Origin of the sequence: Streptomyces sp. NPDC057302, from assembly GCF_042667685.1 — a bacterium.
GTDB lineage: Bacteria > Actinomycetota > Actinomycetes > Streptomycetales > Streptomycetaceae > Streptomyces.
The window spans coordinates 55,561-75,127 of record NZ_JBHUZJ010000033.1 but is presented as its reverse complement, the minus strand read 5'-3'; the positions used below and the strand labels follow the sequence as shown (position 1 = coordinate 75,127).

Genomic DNA, 19,567 nt, shown 5'->3' with positions numbered 1-19,567 from the left:
CGGGGAGGACACCACAGGTGGCGCCAGAAGTACGAGTCATCGCCGAACGCTATGAACTGCGGACCAGGATCAGTACCGGGGGTATGGGACAGGTCTGGCTCGGCTACGACCCCATCCTGAACCGGGATGTAGCGGTCAAACTTATCCGCCGGGACCTGACCACGCCGGGCCCGGACGCGGAAGAGCTGGCCGAGCGCTTCAAGCGGGAAGCCCGGGTCACAGCCAAGTTCGACCACCCAGGGGTGCCCGCGGTCCATGACGCGGTGCTCGACCGGGCGGCGGACGGCGTCTACATGGTGATGCAGCTGGTGCGTGGCGCGCTGCTCACCGACATCCTCGCCAGGCCCGGTGTGCTGCCGGTCCCCTGGGCGGTCTCCGTTGCCGCGCAGGTCTGCTCGGTGCTCTCGTACGCGCACGCCGTGCCCGTCGTCCATCGCGACCTGAAGCCGGACAACATCATGGTCGCCGGGGACGGCACCGTGAAGGTTCTCGACTTCGGAGTCGCCGCGGTTCTCGGAACCGATGTCACCAAGCTGACTTCCACCGGGCACATCATCGGTACCCGCCGCTACATGTCACCCGAGCAGATCCAGGCGGCGGCAGTCAGCCCGCGTAGCGATCTCTATGCGCTGGGCTGCATCCTTCATGAACTGCTCGCCGGGAAGCCGCCGTTCACGGCCGAGGCGGAGTTCCAGCTGATGGAGGACCACATGTACAGGGCGCCGGCCCCGCTGTGCGGGCTGCGCGCCGAGGTGGACCCGGCGCTGGAGCGGCTGGTCCTGGATCTGCTGGCCAAGGTGCCCCATCAGCGGCCTGAATCAGCCCAGGATGTCTATGACCGTCTGGTGCCTTTTCTCCCCGCACCTGACCCCGAGCGGACTACCGAGCAGCGAGGGCAGGGAGTTACTGACCCCACGAGCCCATACCGCCGTCCGCTCGCGCCCCGTCCCCGCCCGGCCGAGAAGGCCGTGTACACGCCGACCGCTGTGGATTCGCCAATGCGGCCGGCCGCCCCTGCCGTACCGGATGAGGAACTGCAGCAGGCCCGCGGTCACGCAGCGGCGCTCGTGGAGGAAGAGCGGTTCTCCCAGGCATCCGGAATGCTGGAGGACGTCTTGGCCCGCGCTGCTGCGGTCCGTAGCGCTTCCGAACCGCTGATGGTCGGCCTCCGTCTTGTCCACGCGCTCGCGCTCTTCTGCGACGATGACTACGGGCGAGCGCTGCCGGAGTACGAGGCGCTCGTTGAGGTACTGGAGGCCGCAGGTCCCGCCCGTGGCGAGGACGCCCTTTACTGCCGCAGGCAGGCCGCCTTCTGCCGGATGGAGCTCGGCGACAGCGAAGGCGCGCTGGCCGAGTTCGAGGCCGTACTGGGACAGATGAGGCAGGGGCTGCCGGACAGCGATATGGACGTCCTTGAGGTACGCAGGCATGTCGGCCTGCTGCTTCAGGCGGTCGACCGGCTGCGCGAGGCGGTCGAGGTGCTAATGCCGCTGTACCGGGACCTGATGGCCGAGTACGGGCCGGACGCACCGGAGACCGCCCAGGTACGGGATGCGCTTGTACGCATCCGGCTTCGCACCTCGCGTACCACCGGCTCCGGCCGGGCCGGCACACGCAGAAACTGACCGAAGGAGCTTCCCCCATGGCACAGCTGGCTCTGTCGGTGCGTTTCCTCGACGAGTTCGGGAAGCTCGACTCCAAGGCGCGGTCTGGGGCTGTGAAGACGGCTCTCAAGTTCCAGCAGCTCACGCTCAAACAGCTCTGGTCGGACGCCGGACTGGATTTCAAGCAGCCCAAGGGGGCCAGGGACAAGCATATCTATACCTGCCGTATTGACAGGTTCTATCGGGGAGTCGTGCTGGCTCCGGGTGCCGGCGAGGACTTTCTGTTGCTGCGTGTAATGGCGCACGACGACGCCTACACGTGGGCGGCCAAGCAGGTACCGAGCGTTAACGCGGTCACCCATGGGCTAGAGATCCGTGACGTCGTCACCGTGGAGCAGCTGGTGCCGGAATGGGAGGCGGAGGCGGCCGCCGCGGTGGTGGAACCTCTCTTCGTCCGTCACACGGACGGGGATCTTCGTGGGCTGGGTATTGAGGATGACGTGCTGCGCGCGGCTCGTTCCCTGACCTCCAAGGAGCAGCTCGATGCATTCGCTCCGTTGATGCCGGAGGACCAGTGGCAGGTGCTGCAGTTCCTCGCAGAGGGACTGAGCGTGCAGACGGTATGGGGTGAGCTGGTCGCCTTCCGCGCCCGAAACGGCGCGCTTACGGTGGACCGTACAGACCTGGCCGGTGCGATGCGTAATACTCCGTCGCGCATTGCCCTGGTGACTGGCCCGGGAGAACTGTCCGACATCCTCGACAAGCCGTTCGCCGCGTGGAGGATCTTCCTGCACCCGTCTCAGCGGTATATGGCGTACCGGCCCAGCTACTCGGGACCTGCCCAAGTGACTGGCGGACCGGGCACGGGAAAGACTGTGGTGGCGCTCCATCGAGTCAAGCACCTCTTGGGGCATCTACGGGCCGGCGAGCGCATCCTGCTCACCACGTACACCGGGACGCTCACGTCGGCTCTTCGCGAGGGGCTGGCCCTGCTGATCGAGGACGAGGAGCTGCGCGGCCGGGTGGACGTGTCGACAGTCAACGCCCTGGCACGAGAAATCGTTGAACCACATGACACCGTCCGGCGTGCTTACCTCGACGGGGTGCAGGAGGCGGCTCTCTGGGAAGAGATCGGCGAGCAGCTGGGTCTGCCCTGGAACGGCCAGTTCCTGGCCCAGGAGTACAAGCACGTCATCTTGGCGCAGGGCCTGCGCTCGCTCGACGCCTACCGTGAGGCGTCCAGAAGCGGTCGGGGCTCCCGACTCGCCTCCGCTCGACGGCACGAGGTCTGGCAGGCGGTGGAGGCGTTCCAGGCTGCGCTCGACAAGCGCTCCGTGCGTACGCATCTTGGTGTGTGCGATGAAGCGGCGTTGCGGGTCACCGCATCCGGCGTAGCGCTCTACCGGCATGTTGTCGTTGACGAGGCACAGGACCTCCACCCCGCCCAGTGGAGGCTGCTGCGGGCGGTGGTACCCCCTCGCCCTGACGACTTGTTCATTGCCGGCGACCCGCATCAGCGCATCTACGACACGAAGGTGTCTCTGAGATCGCTGGGGATCGCCGTGACCGGCCGTTCCACCCGGCTGCACAGGAATTACCGCAGCACGCAGGAAATTCTCGTTTGGGCGGTGGCGTTGCTGGACGGTCGGCCTGTGGAGCAGCTGGAGAACGGGGGTGCGGACACACTGGCAGGATTCCGGTCCTCGCTCCGCGGCGCCCGGCCGACCGTGTGTGCCACGGATGACCCGGATGCGGAACTGGCCGAGCTGGTGGTGCGCATCCGAGAGTGGGCTGGCAGTGGGGTCGAGCTCTCTGACATTGCGGTGGCTGCCCGGTTCAACAAGATCGTGTATCGCGTGGCGCAGCGGTTGCGGGACGAGGGAATCCCCGCGGTCCGGCTACGGCAAGACGGAAGCGCCGACGCTGAGGGCGTCAGGGTCGCAACCATGCATTCCCTCAAAGGGCTGGAGTTCAGGTGCGTGGCGGTCGTTGGGGTGCGTGAAGGGACGGTTCCGTACCCAGGAGCCATCACCCCAATGGAACTCGACCCCATTCAGCACCACACGGATCTGACAGCGGAGCGTTGTCTGCTCTTCGTCGCCTGTACGCGCGCACGCGACCGACTGCACGTGTCGTGGAGCGGTCCAGCGAGTCGCTTTCTCGCTGAAGTGGGAGCGGCATAAGAGCCTCGTGCGCGTCGCACTGGCAATCCGGGTCGAGTCTAGAGCCTGCGCCTAAGAGGTCCTAACAAAGGCGTTGGACGTGGCGGTGGGTGATGAGGCAGGTGGCTAGGCCGAGGAAGGCTTCGTGGATGTCGTCGCGTCGTTCCCAGCGGATGCGTAATCGGCGGAACCCGTGGAGCCAGGCGATCGTGCGCTCGACGACCCAGCGGTGCACACCAAGTCCGGACCCGTGGGGCACGCCGCGTTGGGCGATCACCGGCTTGATGCCCATCGCCCAGGCCAGGCGGCGGTACTTGTCGTGGTCGTAGCCACGGTCCCCCAGCAGGGTGTCGGGCCGTTTTCGCGGCCGTCCGACCAGGCCCGGCACTGAGGGGGTCTTCTTCAGGAGCGGGATCAGCTGGGTGACGTCGTTGCGGTTGCCGCCGGTCAGTGAGACGGCGAGCGGGATGCCCTGGCCGTCGACGAGGACGTGGTGCTTGCTGCCCGGTCTGGCGCGGTCGACCGGGCTGGGCCCGCTTTGGGGCCCCTTCGAGCGGCCCGGACGTGACTGGAGTCGATCACCGCCCTCGACCAGTCGATCTGCCTGGCCGCCCGCAGTTTCGCGAGCAGGAGTACGTGGAGCTGATCCCAGACACATGCCTGGTTCCAGGCTTCGAGCCGGCGCCAGCAGGTCATGCCCGAGCCGAAGCCCATTTCTTGCGGGAGGTACTCCCACTGGATGCCGGTATGCAGCACGAAGAGGATCCCGCACAACGCTTGCCGGTCCGGCACACGCGGCCGGCCCGGCTTCAGCTTCGGTCCCGGAACCGGCAGCAACGGCTCGATCAGAGACCACAGTTCGTCCGAAACGATGCACGGACGAGACTCCCACTTGCCCACGACCAGACCAACGACCAACCAGGCCGATAGTCACACCACGACCCGCTTCTGTTAGGACCTCTAAGGGCTGTCCCGTAATCCCTGATGGATCAGCGCGCGGCGTCAGGTGCGGTGCCTCGCCAGGCGGAGGGATGCTTGCACACTGGATGCATTCGGGCATTCCGGCAACGCGGCGAGGTGCCGTAGCTGTCGTCGTGCGCCCGCCGGGGATTGCGGGACAGCCCTTAGCCGCAGGGGAAGTCCCGGACGAGGCGGGAGTCGCGTCGAGCATGCTTCGTGCCTGCGTAGGTGAGGTGGAGGGACTCGTGATCGCGGCCGTGAGAGCCTTCGTGATCGTGACGATGGGCGTTACCGATCCGGTGGCGACATTCTGTGCCTCGTTGATGGGTATGGGGCAGCGCAGCTCCTCGTAGCCTCGGTGGCTGTGTGGCGGGCAGCGTTATCTGTATCCGGGTGCACAGAAAGCCGCGCCCATCGGCGTGGAAACACGACCCCGAGAGCGCGGTGGTTGCTTCGTCTGCGTTTGAAGCGTCACGTTCGCTGAAAGGGGCGGTTTAGTGTCATACATCTTGTCTAGTTACGAAGTGATGGCAACGCTTCAGGTCGGAGAGTCAGACTGATCGGGGTGCTGGGTGGCGATCGTCTTTCAGAGATGCAAGCGGGATGTCCGAGATCGAAATCATCCCTGCAATCGTCCCAAATGTGGCCACGGGTGGACGGTTCGGTACCGGGAGCCGGGCGGTAGATGTGGGAGACAGCGAGAGAAGTCGTTTCCGCGGAGGGTCGGCCTGGACGGTGCGGACGCCTTTGCCGCTGGCGTTGAGGACGCCAATAAGGCGCGTGCCTCCGTAGACCCTGCGCGCGGTGCCCTGCCTTTGCAGTTTTGGGCTCAGGATTGGCTCGAGCGACGGGTCGTCGGTGAGTCGACCCGTCGCAACTATGAAGGTTTTATCCACAACTATCTCGTGCCGCGCTTGGGGAGCAAGCCCCTTACCGGACTTGCGCGGCGGGACTTTGAGAAGTTCGCCAAGGACATTCATGGAGGCGGGGCGAGGCTGGCGGCCTCTACGGTTAATGACCGCATGGTGATGGTGGCTGCCGTGTTGGAGGCGGCCGTCGTCGACAAGCGCATCCCGGAAAACCCTGCACGGGGCATCCGGGTATCCCGGAGAGATGCGCTGGCGGTGGACGAGGATGAGATCCCGACGCCGGCCGAGGTCGACCTCATTGCGGAGCACATCGCGCCGCAGTACCGGCTTGCCGTCTACCTGCAGGCTGGCACCGGCCAGCGTCCGAGCGAGGCCCTGGCCTTTTCCGTCGAGTGTCGGCGGCCCGGCTTTCTCAGAATCCGTTGGCAGGTCAGCGCCAAGGCCCACCGGGCAGACTGCCGCACGGCCTTCGCGCCCCTCAAGAACCGGATGGAGGGCGAGTACCGCGACGTTCCGGCTGCCCCCTTCGTCGAGCAGGAGATCGACACTCACCTCGCGAGGTGGAGGCCGGTGCCCGTGGCTTTCATCGGACGGAAGGGTAAGCGGCGGCGCCTTGAGGTCTTCTTCGCGCCGCGTCAGCGTGGCAAGGGCGTGATGCCGACCGCCTCCACCTACGGCTACCACTTCAAGAAGGCGTGCGCGTCGGCCGACCTGGTCGATGTGGACGGCACGGCGAAATACACGCCGCATAGCCTGCGACACTTCTTCGCCTCGACTGCCTTGGCCAACGGTGTTCCGATCCACGAGGTCTCGCGCTGGTTGGGCCACCGGTCGGTCAAGACCACGATCGACATCTACGGGCACCTCGTACCCCGCGCCTGGCATCGCTGCCGGGAGGTCTTGCAGGACGCCATGCGCCCGGCATCTCGCGGCTCTTCGGAGTGCGACTCCACCGCCTGATGTGCTGGATGAACTTCGACGGTGCTGGATCGGTGCTGGATATGATCACTTGAAGGAACGTTTCTGCAGGTAGGAGCTCTGTACTACAGATTCCGCTTCAACGTGTAGTCGTTCCACCGCTGCGCGCCAGGTGATGCACCGGCGGGCGTGCGGGGTGCAAGGGGTCGGGCTCTGGTGGAGTCCGGCCCCTTCTGCGTGCTCGCTTCGCGCCGACGTGCTCGCAAGATCTCGATGAAATCGAGCAAGAACTTTGCTGGAGCGGCGGGGGGTGATGGCGCTCGTCAGCGGGGTGCGGTGCCCTGCTGGTCTGCTCGGTTGCTTCCGTGGTGGCGGAGGCGACTGAACTGCCCTGGTGTGCCGCAGAGTTGAGTGGCGTGTGCGAAGCGTTGACATTCCTGGGGTGGGGGGCAAATCTATGCTCCTGCGGACGCAAGAAGTTGACTGTACACAGTAAATTCCGCACGCATAGATCCCCCTTGCTCCTCCCTCTCCGCGCTGCGTCGGCTAGGCGCACCGCGGCACCGCCCCCCCCCGTGGAACAGAGGACGCCATGAGATGGAAGCAACGCAGCCGGCGGCTGATCACCGCTGTGATCGGTGCTGGGCTGATAGCCGTCGGGCTTGTGCCCGTCGGGGTCGGGGCCGCTGCCGCGCGGCCCGCCGCCGAGCCCGTGAACCTCGCTCTCAACAAGCCGATCGAGGCGTCCTCGTCGACGCAGAACTACTTCGCCACCAACGCCAACGACAACAGCACCAACACCTACTGGGAAGCGGGCAGTAATCCGTCGACGCTGACCGTGAAGCTCGGTGCCAACGCCGATCTCTCGTCCGTCGTCGTCAAGCTCAATCCCGACGCCGCCTGGTCGGCTCGTACGCAGGGCATCGAGGTGCTCGGGCGTGAGCAGTCCGCGAGTGGGTTCAAGTCGCTGAAGGCGCGGGCCGATTACAGCTTCAGTCCTTCGGGGAATCGCAACTCCGTGACCATTCCGGTCAGTGGACGGTACGCCGACGTTCAGCTGAAGATCTTCTCCAACAGCTCCGGGTACGCGGGGCAGGCTGCCGAGTTCCAGGTCATGGGGACGCCCGCGCCCAATCCTGACCTGGTCGTCTCGGATCTCGGCTGGGAGCCCGCGCAGCCCTCCGAGAGTGATGCGATCAGTGTGAACGCCACCGTGCGCAACACCGGCAGCGCGGCCTCGGGTGCGACCACGGTGAGCGTCAGTCTCGGTGGCACCGTCGCCGGCAGCGCCGCCGTGCCCGCGCTCGGCGCCGGGGAGTCCGCCGTCGTCAAGGTCGGCATCGGCAAGCGTGCGCAGGGGAGTTACACCGTGTCCGCGGTGGTCGACCCCAGCGACACCGTCGATGAGCAGAACGACGACAACAACAGTCGTACGGCCGAAGGTAAGTTGACCGTCGGGCAGAGTCCTGGGCCCGATCTTGAGGTCACCGGGATCACCTCCAGCCCGGCCAACCCCGCCGTGGGCGCGAAGGTCACCTTCGCCGCCAAGGTCCACAACCGTGGCACCAGCGGTGTGGGCGCGGGGTCCGTGACCCGGCTGACCGTCGGTGGTGACACCCTCAACGGCACCACCCCGGCCATCGCCGCCGGGGAGACGGCGACCGTCAGCATCGGTGGCAGTTGGACGGCGACCAGTGGCGGCGCCACGCTCACCGCGACCGCCGATGCCACGAACACCGTCACGGAGACCAACGAGAACAACAACGTCTTCGCGCGCTCCATCGTGGTCGGGCGCGGGGCCGCCGTGCCGTACGTCGAGTACGAGGCGGAGGACGGGCGGTACGACGGCACGCTGCTCGAAGCCGACTCCGTGCGCACCTTCGGGCACACGAACTACGCGTCCGAGTCCTCGGGGCGCAAGTCCGTGCGGCTCAACTCCACCGGCCAGTTCGTGGAGTTCAGCTCGACCAGTGCCGCCAACTCCATCGTCGTACGCAACTCCATACCCGACGCGCCGAGTGGGGGTGGTCAGTCGAAGACCCTCAGCCTCTACGCGGACGGCAAGTTCGTGCAGAAGCTGAGCCTGTCCTCCAAGCACAGCTGGCTGTACGGCAACACCGATCAGCCCGAGGGTCTGACCAACACCCCGGGCGGCGACGCGCGGCGGCTCTTCGACGAGTCGCACGCACTGCTCACGCAGACGTATCCGCAGGGCACCAAGTTCAAGCTCCAGCGCGACGCCGGTGACGACGCCGCGTTCTACATCGTCGACCTGGTCGATCTGGAGCAGGTGGCTCCCGCGGCGAGCAAGCCCGCCGAGTGCACGTCGATCACCACGTACGGAGCGATCCCGAACGACGGCATCGACGACACGAACGCGATCCAGCGGGCCGTCACCGCCGACCAGAACGGTGACATCTCATGCGTGTGGATCCCGGCCGGACAGTGGCGCCAGGAGCAGAAGATCCTCACCGACGACCCGCTGAACCGCGGGCAGTTCAACCAGGTGGGCATCCGTGACGTGACGATCCGCGGCGCCGGCATGTGGCACTCCCAGCTCTACACGCTGACCCCGCCGCACGAGGCGGGCGGCATCAACCATCCGCACGAGGGCAACTTCGGCTTCGACATCGACGACAACACCAAGATCTCCGGCATCGCCATCTTCGGCTCCGGCGCCATCCGTGGCGGCGACGGCAACGCGGAGGGCGGTGTGGGTCTGAACGGGCGCTTCGGCAAGAACACGAAGATCAACGACGTGTGGATCGAGCACGCCAACGTGGGGGCCTGGGTCGGGCGCGACTACAGCAACATCCCGGAGCTGTGGGGTCCCGGTGACGGACTCGAATTCAGCGGGATGCGCATCCGCAACACGTACGCGGACGGCGTGAACTTCACCAACGGCACGCGCAATTCCACCGTCTTCAACTCCTCCTTCCGCAACACCGGTGACGACGCCCTCGCCGTGTGGGCGAGTAAATACGTGAAGGACACGTCGGTGGACGTCGGCCACGACAACGCCTTCCGCAACAACACCGTGCAGCTGCCCTGGCGGGCCAACGGCATCGCGGTGTACGGCGGTTACGGCAACAAGATCGAGAACAACCTCGTGTACGACACCATGAACTATCCCGGCATCATGCTCGCGACCGACCACGACCCGATCCCCTTCACCGGGCAGACGCTGATCGCGAACAACGGGCTCTACCGCACCGGCGGCGCGTTCTGGAACGAGGACCAGGAGTTCGGTGCCATCACGCTGTTCGCGCAGGGTCCCGACATCCCCGGTGTCACGATCCGCGACACCGACATCCATGACTCGACGTACGACGGCATCCAGTTCAAGACGGGTGGCGGTGCCATGCCGGACGTGAAGATCTCCGACGTGACGATCTCCAAGTCCAACAACGGCTCCGGCATCCTCGCCATGGGCGGCGCGCGCGGCAGCGCGACGCTCACGGACGTGACGATCAGCGGCTCGCGCGACGGGGACATCCTGAAGGAGCCCGGGTCGCAGTTCGTGATCAACGGAGGGGGTGCCAAGGAGTCGTCGGTCCGGTCGTTCACCAACCGGTAGCCGGTCGGTTCCGGTTCCGGGTGTACTCCCGGGCTTAGTTCCGGGAGTGCGGAATTAGCGGTACGCCGCCTGTGCCCGTTCAGTGGGTGCGGGCGGCTCACCGCTTCCCTCTAGCTCTCCGACAGCCGCACCGACAGCCGCTGCGCCGCCGCTCGCCCCGTCGCGACGCAAGCGGCGACGCCCACTCCCTCGTACAGCGCCCCGCACAGCTCGACCCCCGGAATCTTGCCGACCGCCTCCCGGATGGCGGCGACGCGGTCGGCGTGCCCCACCTCGTACTGCGGCAGGCCCTGCGGCCAGCGGGTGACCTTCGAGGCCAGCAGGTCACCGAACGGGCCCATGGCGTGGGTCAGTTCGGCCAGTGCGAGCCCGATCAGGTGGCCGTCGTCGAGGTCGAGCAGGTGCTCCTCGCCCACCCGGCCCACCGAGGCGCGCACGATCACCTTCGAGGGTGCCTCGTCACGCTGCCAGGCCCATTTGCGGGAGAGGACGGTGGCCGCCTTGATCGTGCGGCCGTCCACCGGTGGGACGAGGAAGCCGTTGAGGTCCGGGGGCGGGCCCGGCTGTTTGTGGGTGAACGCCATGGTGATCACGGCCGATCCGGCGTAACGGACACCGTCGAGCTCCGCCTGCGCGGCCGGGGAGTGCGGGCCGAGGAGCGTGGCCGCGGCGGACGCCGGCAGCGAGACGATCACCGCGTCGGCGTCCAGCGTCGCCGGGCCCTGGTCGGTGGCCGTGTGCACCCGCCAGCGGTTGCCCGGCAGGCGCTCCATGGCGAGGGCGGTGCTGTTGACGCGTACGTGGGCGCCGCTCGCCGCGGCCACCGCGCGGGGCAGCCGCCCGGTCCCGCCGACGATGCCGCGGACCACGCTCGGCGGCCTGGACCCCGGAGCCGCGCACTGGCTGTCCCGGCGGCGCCGCAGCGTGGCGAGCAGTGAGTCGCCCGAGGTGGCGACCGGGGCGAGGAAGGGCATCGCCGATCGCAGGGAGAGCTGGTCGGTGCGGCCCGCGTAGATACCGCCGAGGAGCGGTTCCACCAGGCGGTCCACCGCTTCCTGGCCGATGCGGGGGGCGAGGAAGCCCGCGATGCTGATGTCCGTTCCGTCGGTGAGGACGGGGCTCGCGGGGATGGCTTCCTCCTGGGCCAGCCTGGCGAGGCCTTCGGGGGAGAGCAGGCCGGTGCCGCTGAGAGTGGCCGGGTCCGCCGGGATGCCCATCACGTGACCCGGGGGCAGCGGGCGCAGGGCGTCGCGCGTCCAGAAGGTGACGGGGGCGGGCGCCGGGTCGCACAGGCTGCCGCCGAGACCGACCTCCTGCGCGAGCCGGACGGCTTCGGGGCGCAGCGCCATGATCGACTCGGCGCCTTCGTCGACGGGGATGCCGGCCAGGGAGCCGGTGCGCAGCTTGCCGCCCACGCGGTCGCCCGCCTCCAGGACGGTGACATCGGCCGTGCCGCGCAGCTCCCAGGCCGCGGCGAGGCCGCTGATGCCGCCGCCGATGACGATCACAGAGCGCATGGGGATTCCTTGGTGGGGGTGGGGCCGGGGCTGGGCGCAGGCGCTGAGGCGTGCGGTCCCGGCGGCTCGTAGGCGCACCACGGGTCTTCCGCCAGGTAGTCCCCGGTGACCGCGTACGCCCGTGAGCGCGAGCCGCCGCACAGCGAGCGGTACGCGCAGCGGCCGCACTTGCCGCGCAGGAGTTCGGGGTCGCGCAGCTCTGTGAAGAGCGGGGACGTGCGGTAGATGTCGGTCAGCGGGCGGTGCTTGGTGTTGCCCGCGGACAGCGGCAGGAAACCGCTGGGGGTGACGTCGCCGGTGTGCGAGACGAAGACGAAGCCGCGGCCCGACGAGATGTCCATGGGGGGTCGGCGGACCGCCCGCCGCTCGCCGTCGAAGAGGCCGAGCGCGGCGGCACGTGCCGTGAGGCGTGCGTGCAGGTCTCCCGTGGGTGGCGTCCCGCCGCTCTCGGCGAGCGCCGTCCGCTGGAGCACGACGCGCCGGAAGTGGTGGCCCTCGGTGGTCTTGGTGGCCATGAACGCCCCGCAGTCGTAGAGGAAGTGCAGGACGTCCTCGGTCTCGGCAGGGGTCAGCGAGGCGAGGTCGGCGCCGCGGCCGGTGGGGACGAGGAGGAACCCGGACCAGAGCATGGCCCCCTCCCGGCGGACGAGCGCGGCGATGTCGGCCAGGTCGTCGAGGCTGTGCCGCGAGACCGTGGTGTTGATCTGCACCTTCAGGCCCAGTTCGCGGGCCGTGCGCCAGCCCGCCAGCGTCAGGTCGAAGACCCCGTCGACGCCTCGGAAGGCGTCGTGCCGCGCGGCGGTGGACGCGTCCACGCTGAGCGAGAGGGCGACGGCGCCCGCGTCGCGCACCGCCGTCAGGTTCTCCCGGGTGAGGGTGGGCGTGCCGGACGGTGATACCGCTACCCGCAGGCCCAAGTCGGTTCCGTACGCGATGAGTTCGGACAGGTCAGGGCGCTGGAAGGGGTCGCCGCCGGTGATGACGAACAGCGGGTGGGGCCGGCCGAAGGAGGCGATCTGGTCCATCAGGGCGCGGGCCTGCGCCCCGTCCAGCTCGTGCGGGCTGCGTCGGGTGTTGGCCTCGGCCCGGCAGTGCAGGCAGGCCAGCGGGCAGGCCCGCGTCGTCTCCCAGATGACCAGGAACGGGCGGTCCGCGACCGCGTGCCGTGGCGAGCGCACCAGTTTTCCGGGGGCGGCGGCTGCGGGCAGGGCGTCAGAAGCGGTCGTCGTCACCGGACCCGCTCCCAGCCGCGCCGCTCCCGGCCCGGCGTGAGCCGCTTCGGGTCCCGGGCGCGGTAGACGACGAAGGGGCGGAAGACGTACCGCACCGGGGCGCTGAACATGTGCACGAGACGCGAGTACGGGATGAGCGCGAACAGGGTGAAGCCGAACAGGATGTGCAGCTTGAAGGCGAGCGGCGCGCCCGTCATCAGCGTGTAGTCGGGCGAGAAGGTGAACAGCGAGCGGAACCACGGCGAGATCCCCTCGCGGTAGTTGTAACCGCCCGTCGCACCCGTGGAGTTGAGGATCGTGGCGAGCAGCCCGAGGACGATCGCGCCGAGCAGGAAGGTGTACATCAGGTGGTCGCTGCGCAGGGTGGCCCGGCGCACGGCGGGGACCGTCAGACGGCGGTGGACGAGCACCCCGATCCCGACGATGGCCGCCGCGCCCGCGACGGCGCCGGTGCCGACCGCGACCAGGTGGTACGTGTGGTCGCTGACGCCGACCGCGTCGGTCCAGCTCTGCGGGATCAACAGGCCCACGACATGGCCGAGTACGACGAACAGCATCCCGAAGTGGAACAGCGGGGAGCCGATCCGCAGCAGCCGCGACTCGTGCAGCTGGGAGGAGTGGCTGGTCCGCCCGAACCGGTCGTAGCGGGCGCGCCAGACGGTGCCGGAGATCAGCAGCGCGATCGAGACGTAGGGCAGGACGCCCCACAGGAGCAGATCGGTCATGCCGACGGCCTTTCGGGGAGCGCGGTGGCACCGGAGCGGCTGGGCCAGGGCAGGTCGATGACCGCGCCGAAGGGCTCCAGCGGCGAGCCGATGCCGACGAGTTCCTGCGGCGGTCCCTTGCGGGCCATCGCCTTGGCCTCCTCCCTGGTGCGCGGGGACGGTCCGGGCAGCGTCGTGCAGAGCGCTTCGAGGACCGCCGCGTAGGGGGTGTCCGCCGCCGCGACGGCGAGCCGCAGCAGTTCGAGGCCGACCCGGTGCTCCTCCAGGAGTGCGGTGCCCGCGTCCGGGCGGCGGGCGGCGAAGTCGAGGACGACGGGCAAAAAGTCGGGCAGCTCCTCGTCGGCGTACCGCAGGCCGTGGTCGCGGTAGATCTGCTTGACGCGTACGAGGGACATGCCGCGCCGCCGGGTGTCTCCGTCGGCCCACCACGTGAGGTAGAGGCAGCGGCGGTTACGGGTGTCGAAGGTGGCCGTGTAGTGCGCGCAGAGGTCGAGCGGCTCGGTCGCGGCGACGTGGTCGAGGAACCCGGCCAGCAGCGCGGCGGCCTCGGGCGGCGCCTCGCCGAGCGCCGCGCGCAGGGCGGGCAGATCGGCGTACAGCCGGTTCTCGGGATACTCCAGGCAGCGGCCGACGATCAGCCGGGTGACGTCGTCGGCGGTGACCGGCGCGTCCGTGGGAGGTGGGGTCACGGCTGCTGCGGCTGTCGCGGCGGGAGCGGTGGGCGCGCTCATGCGGTCCTCCGGGTGGCTCCGAGGTTGAGCAGGACGCGCGAGGGGGACCCGGCGGCATCGGGAAGCCCCGCGACCGGACACTCGGCCTGCGCCGGATCGGACGCACCCTCCAGCGGATGAGCCTCCGCCAGCGCGTCCGCATCCGCCCGCGCCGCGCTCGGCACCACGAAGCGGTCCTCCAGCTTGGCGACGGCGAGCAGCCGGAACATGTCCCGCATCTCCACGCCCGTCAGGCCGACGGCCCGCGCGATGCTCTCGTCGGGCTCGACGCCGAGGTTGATCCGCCGCATGTACGCGCGCATGGCGGCCATCCGGTGCAGTACGGCGTCCACGACGTCCGTGTCCCCGGCGGTGAGGATCTGCGCGAGGTACTCGACGGGGATGCGCATCGAGTCGATCGCCCCGAAGAGGTTGCCCGCGTCCTCCCCGTCGTGCCCGGAGGCGGCGACGGCCTCGACGACGGGGGAGAGCGGCGGCACGTACCAGACCATCGGCATCGTGCGGTACTCCGGGTGCAGCGGCAGCGCGACCTGGTAGGTGGCGATGAGGTCGTACACGGGGGAGCGGCGGGCCGCCGCGAGCCACTCGTCGGAGATGCCGGACGCGCGTGCGGCGGCCTGCACGGCGGGGTCGTGCGGGTCGAGGAAGCAATCCAACTGGCTTGGATACAGGTCGTGTTCGTCCTCGACGGCCGCCGCTTCGGCGACCTTGTCGGCGTCGTACAGCATCACGCCCAGATAGCGCATCCGGCCCACGCAGGTCTCCGAGCACACCGTGGGCATGCCGACCTCGACGCGCGGGAAGCAGAACGTGCACTTCTCGGCCTTGCCGGTGGCGTGGTTGAAGTACACCTTCTTGTACGGGCAGCCGCTCACGCACATCCGCCAGCCCCGGCAGGTGTCCTGGTCGACCAGGACGATGCCGTCCTCGGACCGCTTGTACATCGCGCCGGACGGGCACGCGGAGACGCACGCGGGGTTGAGGCAGTGCTCGCAGATGCGCGGCAGGTAGAACATGAAGGACTGCTCGAACTCGAAGCGGATCTTCTCGCCCACCTCGTCGCGGATCTTCTCCACGATCGGGTCGCGCGGACCGTGCTCGGGGGCACCGCCCAGGTTGTCGTCCCAGTTCGGACCCCATTCGATCTTCTCCATGGGGGCGCCGGTGACCTGCGAGACGGGCCGGGCGGTGGGCAGGTCGTCGCCCGCCGGGGCCTCGGTGAGGTTCTTGTACTCGTAACTCCACGGCTGGTAATAGTCGTCGAGCCCCGGCAGGTCCGGGTTGGCGAAGATGCTGCCCAGGCGCTTGGCGCGCGAGCCGGAGCGCAGCCGCAGCTTGCCGGAGCGGGTGCGTTCCCAGCCGCCCTTCCACTTCTCCTGGTCCTCCCAGCGGCGGGGATAGCCCTGGCCGGGGAGGGTCTCGACGTTGTTGAACCAGACGTACTCGGTGCCCTGCCGGTTGGTCCACGTCTGCTTGCACGTGACCGAGCAGGTGTGGCAGCCGATGCACTTGTCGAGGTTCATCACCATGGCGATCTGCGCCATGACGCGGCGGGGTGCGGCTGTGTCGCGGGCCATCAGTACTGCACCTCCTGGGCGCGGCGGCGTACGACGGTGACCTCGTCGCGCTGGTTGCCGGTCGGGCCGAGGTAGTTGAACGCCCAGGTCAACTGGGCGTAGCCGCCGATGAGATGGGTGGGCTTGAGCATCACGCGGGTGAGCGAGTTGTGGATGCCGCCGCGCTTGCCGGTCTTCTCGGTGCGCGGGACGCCGACCGTGCGCTCTTGGGCGTGGTTCATGTAGACCGTGCCGGGCGGCATCTTGTGGGAGACGATCGCGCGGGCCGTGACGACGCCGTTGCGGTTGACCGCCTCGATCCAGTCGTTGTCCGCGACGCCGATCGCGTCGGCGTCCTGCGGGGACATCCAGATCGTCTGGCCGCCCCGGCCGAGCGTCATCATGTACAGGTTGTCCTGGTACATGGAGTGCACGGCCCACTTGTTGTGCGGGGTGAGGTAGCGCACGGCGACCGTCTTCTCGTCGACCTGGCCCAACTGCGGTTCTCCGTAGAGGCGGTGCATGTTGAGCGGTGGTTTGTAGACGGGCAGCGCCTCGCCGACCTCGTGGATCCAGTCGTGGTCGAGGAAGAAGTGCTGGCGTCCCGTGAGGGTGTGCCAGGGCTTGAGGTGCTCGGTGTTGATGGTGAACGCGGTGTAGCGACGGCCGCCGGACTCGCTGCCCGACCACTCGGGCGAGGTGATGACCGGGACGGGGCGGGCCTGGGTGTCGGCGAAGGTGACGCGCTTGCCCTCGGCCTCCGCCGCCAGATGGGCCATCTCCGTGCCGACCTTCTTCTCCAGGGTCTCGAAGCCCTGCTTGGCCAGGCGGCCGTTGGAGGTCCCGGAGAGCGAGAGGATCGCCTCGCAGGCGCGCTGGGCGGTGTCGATGCGGGGCCGCCCTTCGGCCACCCCACCCCGGACCGTGCCGTTCTTCTCGCCGAGGTAGCCGACCTCCTCGCCCACGTCGAAGGTGATCGCCTTGGTGGTGACGCCGAGGGTGTCGATCAGCGGGCCGAGCGCGGCGAACTTCTCGCCGACGGCGCCGTAGTCGCGCTCCACGACCGCCAGGTTGTACATGGTGCGCCCCGGTACCGGCTCGCACTCGCCCTTCGACCAGTCGAGCGCGACCCCGCCGGGCTGCGCCATCTCCCCGCCGGGAGTGTCGTGTTGGAGCGCGGTCGCCACCACGTCCTTGCGTACGCCGAGGTGCTCGGCTGCCAGCTCGCTGAACCTGCGGGCGAGGGTGTGGAAGGCGTCGAAGTCGGAGCGGGCCTGCCAGGGCGGGTCGACGGCCGGGGTGAAGGCGTGCAGGAAGGGGTGCATGTCCGTGGAGGACAGGTCGTGCTTCTCGTACCAGGTGGCCGCAGGGAACACGACGTCGGCGAGCAGCGTCGTGGACGTCATGCGGAAGTCCATGGCGAGGAGAAGGTCGAGCTTGCCCTCGACGTCCTTCTGGCGCCAGGTGATGTCGCGCGGCGCGCAACGCGGCCCGTTGTCGGGGAGATTGGAGTGGGTGCCGAGCAGATGCTTGAGGAAGTACTCGTTGCCCTTGGAGCTCGATCCGAGGAGATTGGCCCGCCATACGGTGAGGACGCGAGGCCAGTTGCCGGGCGCGTCCGGATCCTCGCCCGCGAACTTCAGCCGCCCCGCCTTCAGTTCGTCGACGGTGTGCTGGACGGGGTCTTCGGCGTCGCCCAGGTCGAGGGGGTTGCGGTCAAAGGTGGGGTAGGAGGGCATCCAGCCCATGCGGGCGGACGCGGCCAGGCAGTCGGCGCCGCTCATGCCCTCGAAGTGCCCTTCGGCCAGCGGGGACGCGAGGGACTCGGCGGGCAGGGTGTCGTAGCGCCACTGGTCGGTGTGCAGATAGAACCAGCCCGCGCCGATCATGTGGCGGGGCGGCCTGGCCCAGTCGGCGCCGCTCGCCAGGGTGGCCCAGCCGGTGACCGGGCGGCACTTCTCCTGGCCGACGTAGTGCCCCCAGCCGCCGCCGTTGCGGCCCTGGCAGCCGGTGAGGGTGAGCAGGGCCAGGAAGGCGCGGTAGATGGTCTCGGAGTGGAACCAGTGGTTGGTCCCTGCCCCCATAAGGATCATGCAGCGGCCCTTGGACTGCTCGGCCGTCTGCCCGAACTCCCGCGCCACGCGCGCCGCTTGGGCGGCCGGTACGGAGGTGAGGGTCTCCTGCCAGGCCGGGGTGCCGGGCTGCGAGGCGTCGTCGTAGGAGGTGGGCCACTGGCCGGGCAGACCGTCGCGGGCGACGCCGTACTGCGCGAGCATCAGGTCGAAGACGGTGGTGACGAGGTGCTCGCCGATCCGCCGGACCGGCACGCCGCGCCGCATGGTGGTGTCCGTGTCCTCCTCGAAGCGGGGGAGCACGATCTCGGCGGTGTGCGCTCCGGCTTCTCCCCGCGGAGTCTCGCCGTGCAGCGTGAGGCGGGGGACGGTCTCGCCGAGGTCGAGGTTCCACTCGGGGGTCTCGTTGCTGCCCCAGCGGTGGCCGAGGGTGCCGTTCGGTACGACGGGCTCGCCGGTCGTGTCGTCGACGAGGACGGTTTTCCAGCGGGCGTTCTCGGTGGACTCACCCAGGTCCGACGCGTTCAGGAACTTGTGCGGGACGAGCCCCTGATCGGTTTCGCGCAGGGTGACCAGGAACGGCAGGTCGGTGTATTGGCGTACGTAATCGGTGAAGAAGTCCGTCTGCCGGTCGACGAAGAATTCCTTGAGGATGACGTGGCCCATCGCGAGGGCGAGCGCGCCGTCCGTTCCGGGGTGCGGATGTATCCATTCGTCGGCGAATTTGGTGTTGTCCGCGAAATCGGGGGAGACGGTGACGACCTTCTGGCCGCGGTAGCGCGCCTCGGCCATCCAGTGCGCGTCCGGCGTGCGCGTCACCGGCACATTGGAGCCCCACATCATCAGATACGCGGCGTCCCACCAGTCGCCCGACTCCGGTACGTCGGTCTGGTCGCCGAAGACCTGTGGCGAGGCGACCGGCAGGTCCGCGTACCAGTCGTAGAAGGAGAGCATCGGGGCGCCGATGAGGGAGTGGAAGCGGGCCCCCGCCGCGTGCGAGGCCATCGACATGGCGGGGATGGGGGAGAAGCCCGCGACGCGGTCGGGGCCGTGCTCCTTGATGGTGTGCACGTGCGCGGCGGCGGCGATCTCCACCGCCTCCTCCCAGGTGGCCCGGACGAGGCCGCCCTTGCCGCGTGCCTGCTGGTAGGAGCGCCGGCGCACCGGGTCGCGCTGGATTTCGGCCCAGGCCAGGACGGGATCCTTCAGGCGCTTCTTCGCCTCCCGGTACATCGTGAGGAGCGTGCCGCGTACGTAGGGGTGGCGCACCCGGGTCGGCGAGTAGCTGTACCAGGAGAAGGAGGCGCCGCGGGGGCAGCCGCGCGGCTCGTACTCGGGGCGGTCGGGGCCCACGGAGGGGTAGTCGGTGGCCTGGGTCTCCCAGGTGATGATGCCGTCCTTGACGAAGACCTTCCAGCGGCAGGAGCCGGTGCAGTTCACGCCGTGGGTGGAGTGCACGACCTTGTCGTGGCTCCAGCGGTCCCGGTAGAAGGACTCACCGTCGCGCCCGCCGGTGCGGTGCACCGTCCGCAGGTCGTCGGATACGTCGGCGCGGCTGAAATACCGCCCGGCCTTGAGCAGCGTCTCCGCGGCTCCGCGCTGATTCTGCCGCAACGTGACCCTCCGAAATGGGAAAGACTCCGG

11 protein-coding genes are annotated in these 19,567 nt (G+C 68.7%); 4 read left to right on the top strand and 7 right to left on the bottom strand.

Annotation, left to right across the window (positions count from 1 at the left end; translation table 11 throughout):
- The first annotated feature begins 17 nt into the window (after positions 1-17).
- Both ACFUPX_RS23140 and ACFUPX_RS23135 read left to right on the top strand, forming a co-directional pair.
- Positions 18-1,625, top strand: a complete 1,608-nt coding sequence (locus ACFUPX_RS23140; protein ID WP_383325634.1) for a protein kinase — start codon at positions 18-20, stop codon at positions 1,623-1,625.
- A gap of 17 nt (positions 1,626-1,642) precedes the next feature.
- A complete protein-coding gene (locus ACFUPX_RS23135) occupies positions 1,643-3,787 on the top strand; it encodes a 3'-5' exonuclease (RefSeq protein WP_041984962.1) in 2,145 nt (714 codons plus the stop codon).
- 61 nt (positions 3,788-3,848) lie between these two features.
- On the opposite strand, the gene ACFUPX_RS23130 is transcribed toward ACFUPX_RS23135, so the two are convergent.
- Positions 3,849-4,639, bottom strand: a protein-coding gene (locus ACFUPX_RS23130; RefSeq protein ID WP_383325685.1) for an IS5 family transposase whose coding sequence is annotated in 2 segments (ribosomal slippage) — positions 3,849-4,303 and positions 4,303-4,639 — 792 coding nt in all. Because the reading frame shifts where the segments join, the coding sequence is not laid out codon by codon here.
- A 902-nt stretch (positions 4,640-5,541) separates the two neighbouring features.
- Here ACFUPX_RS23130 and ACFUPX_RS23125 point away from each other — a divergent pair.
- Together ACFUPX_RS23125 and ACFUPX_RS23120 are read left to right on the top strand one after the other, a co-directional pair.
- The gene (locus ACFUPX_RS23125; protein WP_383325630.1) at positions 5,542-6,555 is read left to right on the top strand and encodes a tyrosine-type recombinase/integrase; all 1,014 of its coding nucleotides are present in this window, start codon (positions 5,542-5,544) and stop codon (positions 6,553-6,555) included.
- A 550-nt stretch (positions 6,556-7,105) separates the two neighbouring features.
- Complete coding sequence (locus ACFUPX_RS23120) at positions 7,106-10,090, top strand: CARDB domain-containing protein (RefSeq protein ID WP_383325627.1); 2,985 nt, start codon at positions 7,106-7,108, stop codon at positions 10,088-10,090.
- A gap of 110 nt (positions 10,091-10,200) precedes the next feature.
- Here the strand turns inward: ACFUPX_RS23120 and hemG are convergent, their stop codons facing one another.
- From hemG to ACFUPX_RS23090, 6 genes are read right to left on the bottom strand one after another with little or no spacing between them, the layout of a single operon-like run.
- Complete coding sequence (gene hemG / locus ACFUPX_RS23115) at positions 10,201-11,607, bottom strand: protoporphyrinogen oxidase (protein WP_383325624.1); 1,407 nt, start codon at positions 11,605-11,607, stop codon at positions 10,201-10,203.
- On the bottom strand, positions 11,595-12,839 hold the full coding sequence (locus ACFUPX_RS23110) for a TIGR04053 family radical SAM/SPASM domain-containing protein (protein WP_383325620.1): 1,245 nt from the start codon (positions 12,837-12,839) through the stop codon (positions 11,595-11,597). Before ACFUPX_RS23110 ends, hemG begins: the two co-directional genes overlap by 13 nt.
- Positions 12,836-13,564, bottom strand: a complete 729-nt coding sequence (gene narI, locus ACFUPX_RS23105) for a respiratory nitrate reductase subunit gamma (RefSeq protein WP_383325617.1) — start codon at positions 13,562-13,564, stop codon at positions 12,836-12,838. Before narI ends, ACFUPX_RS23110 begins: the two co-directional genes overlap by 4 nt.
- On the bottom strand, positions 13,561-14,295 hold the full coding sequence (gene narJ / locus ACFUPX_RS23100; RefSeq protein WP_383325614.1) for a nitrate reductase molybdenum cofactor assembly chaperone: 735 nt from the start codon (positions 14,293-14,295) through the stop codon (positions 13,561-13,563). The genes narI and narJ overlap by 4 nt, the downstream gene beginning before the upstream one ends.
- Entirely contained in the window at positions 14,292-15,872 is a 1,581-nt protein-coding gene (gene narH / locus ACFUPX_RS23095) for a nitrate reductase subunit beta (RefSeq protein WP_383325611.1), read from the bottom strand. The genes narJ and narH overlap by 4 nt, the downstream gene beginning before the upstream one ends.
- On the bottom strand, positions 15,872-19,537 hold the full coding sequence (locus ACFUPX_RS23090; RefSeq protein WP_383325608.1) for a nitrate reductase subunit alpha: 3,666 nt from the start codon (positions 19,535-19,537) through the stop codon (positions 15,872-15,874). Before ACFUPX_RS23090 ends, narH begins: the two co-directional genes overlap by 1 nt.
- Between the last annotated feature and the right edge of the window lie 30 nt (positions 19,538-19,567).

Coding starts and splice junctions, on each gene's coding strand:
- ACFUPX_RS23120 (WP_383325627.1), top strand. CDS start 7,106: ATGAGATGGAAGCAACGCAGCCGGCGGCTGATCACCGCTGTGATCGGT.
- hemG (WP_383325624.1), bottom strand. CDS start 11,607: ATGCGCTCTGTGATCGTCATCGGCGGCGGCATCAGCGGCCTCGCCGCG.
- narH (WP_383325611.1), bottom strand. CDS start 15,872: ATGGCCCGCGACACAGCCGCACCCCGCCGCGTCATGGCGCAGATCGCC.
- ACFUPX_RS23135 (WP_041984962.1), top strand. CDS start 1,643: ATGGCACAGCTGGCTCTGTCGGTGCGTTTCCTCGACGAGTTCGGGAAG.
- narJ (WP_383325614.1), bottom strand. CDS start 14,295: ATGAGCGCGCCCACCGCTCCCGCCGCGACAGCCGCAGCAGCCGTGACC.
- narI (WP_383325617.1), bottom strand. CDS start 13,564: ATGACCGATCTGCTCCTGTGGGGCGTCCTGCCCTACGTCTCGATCGCG.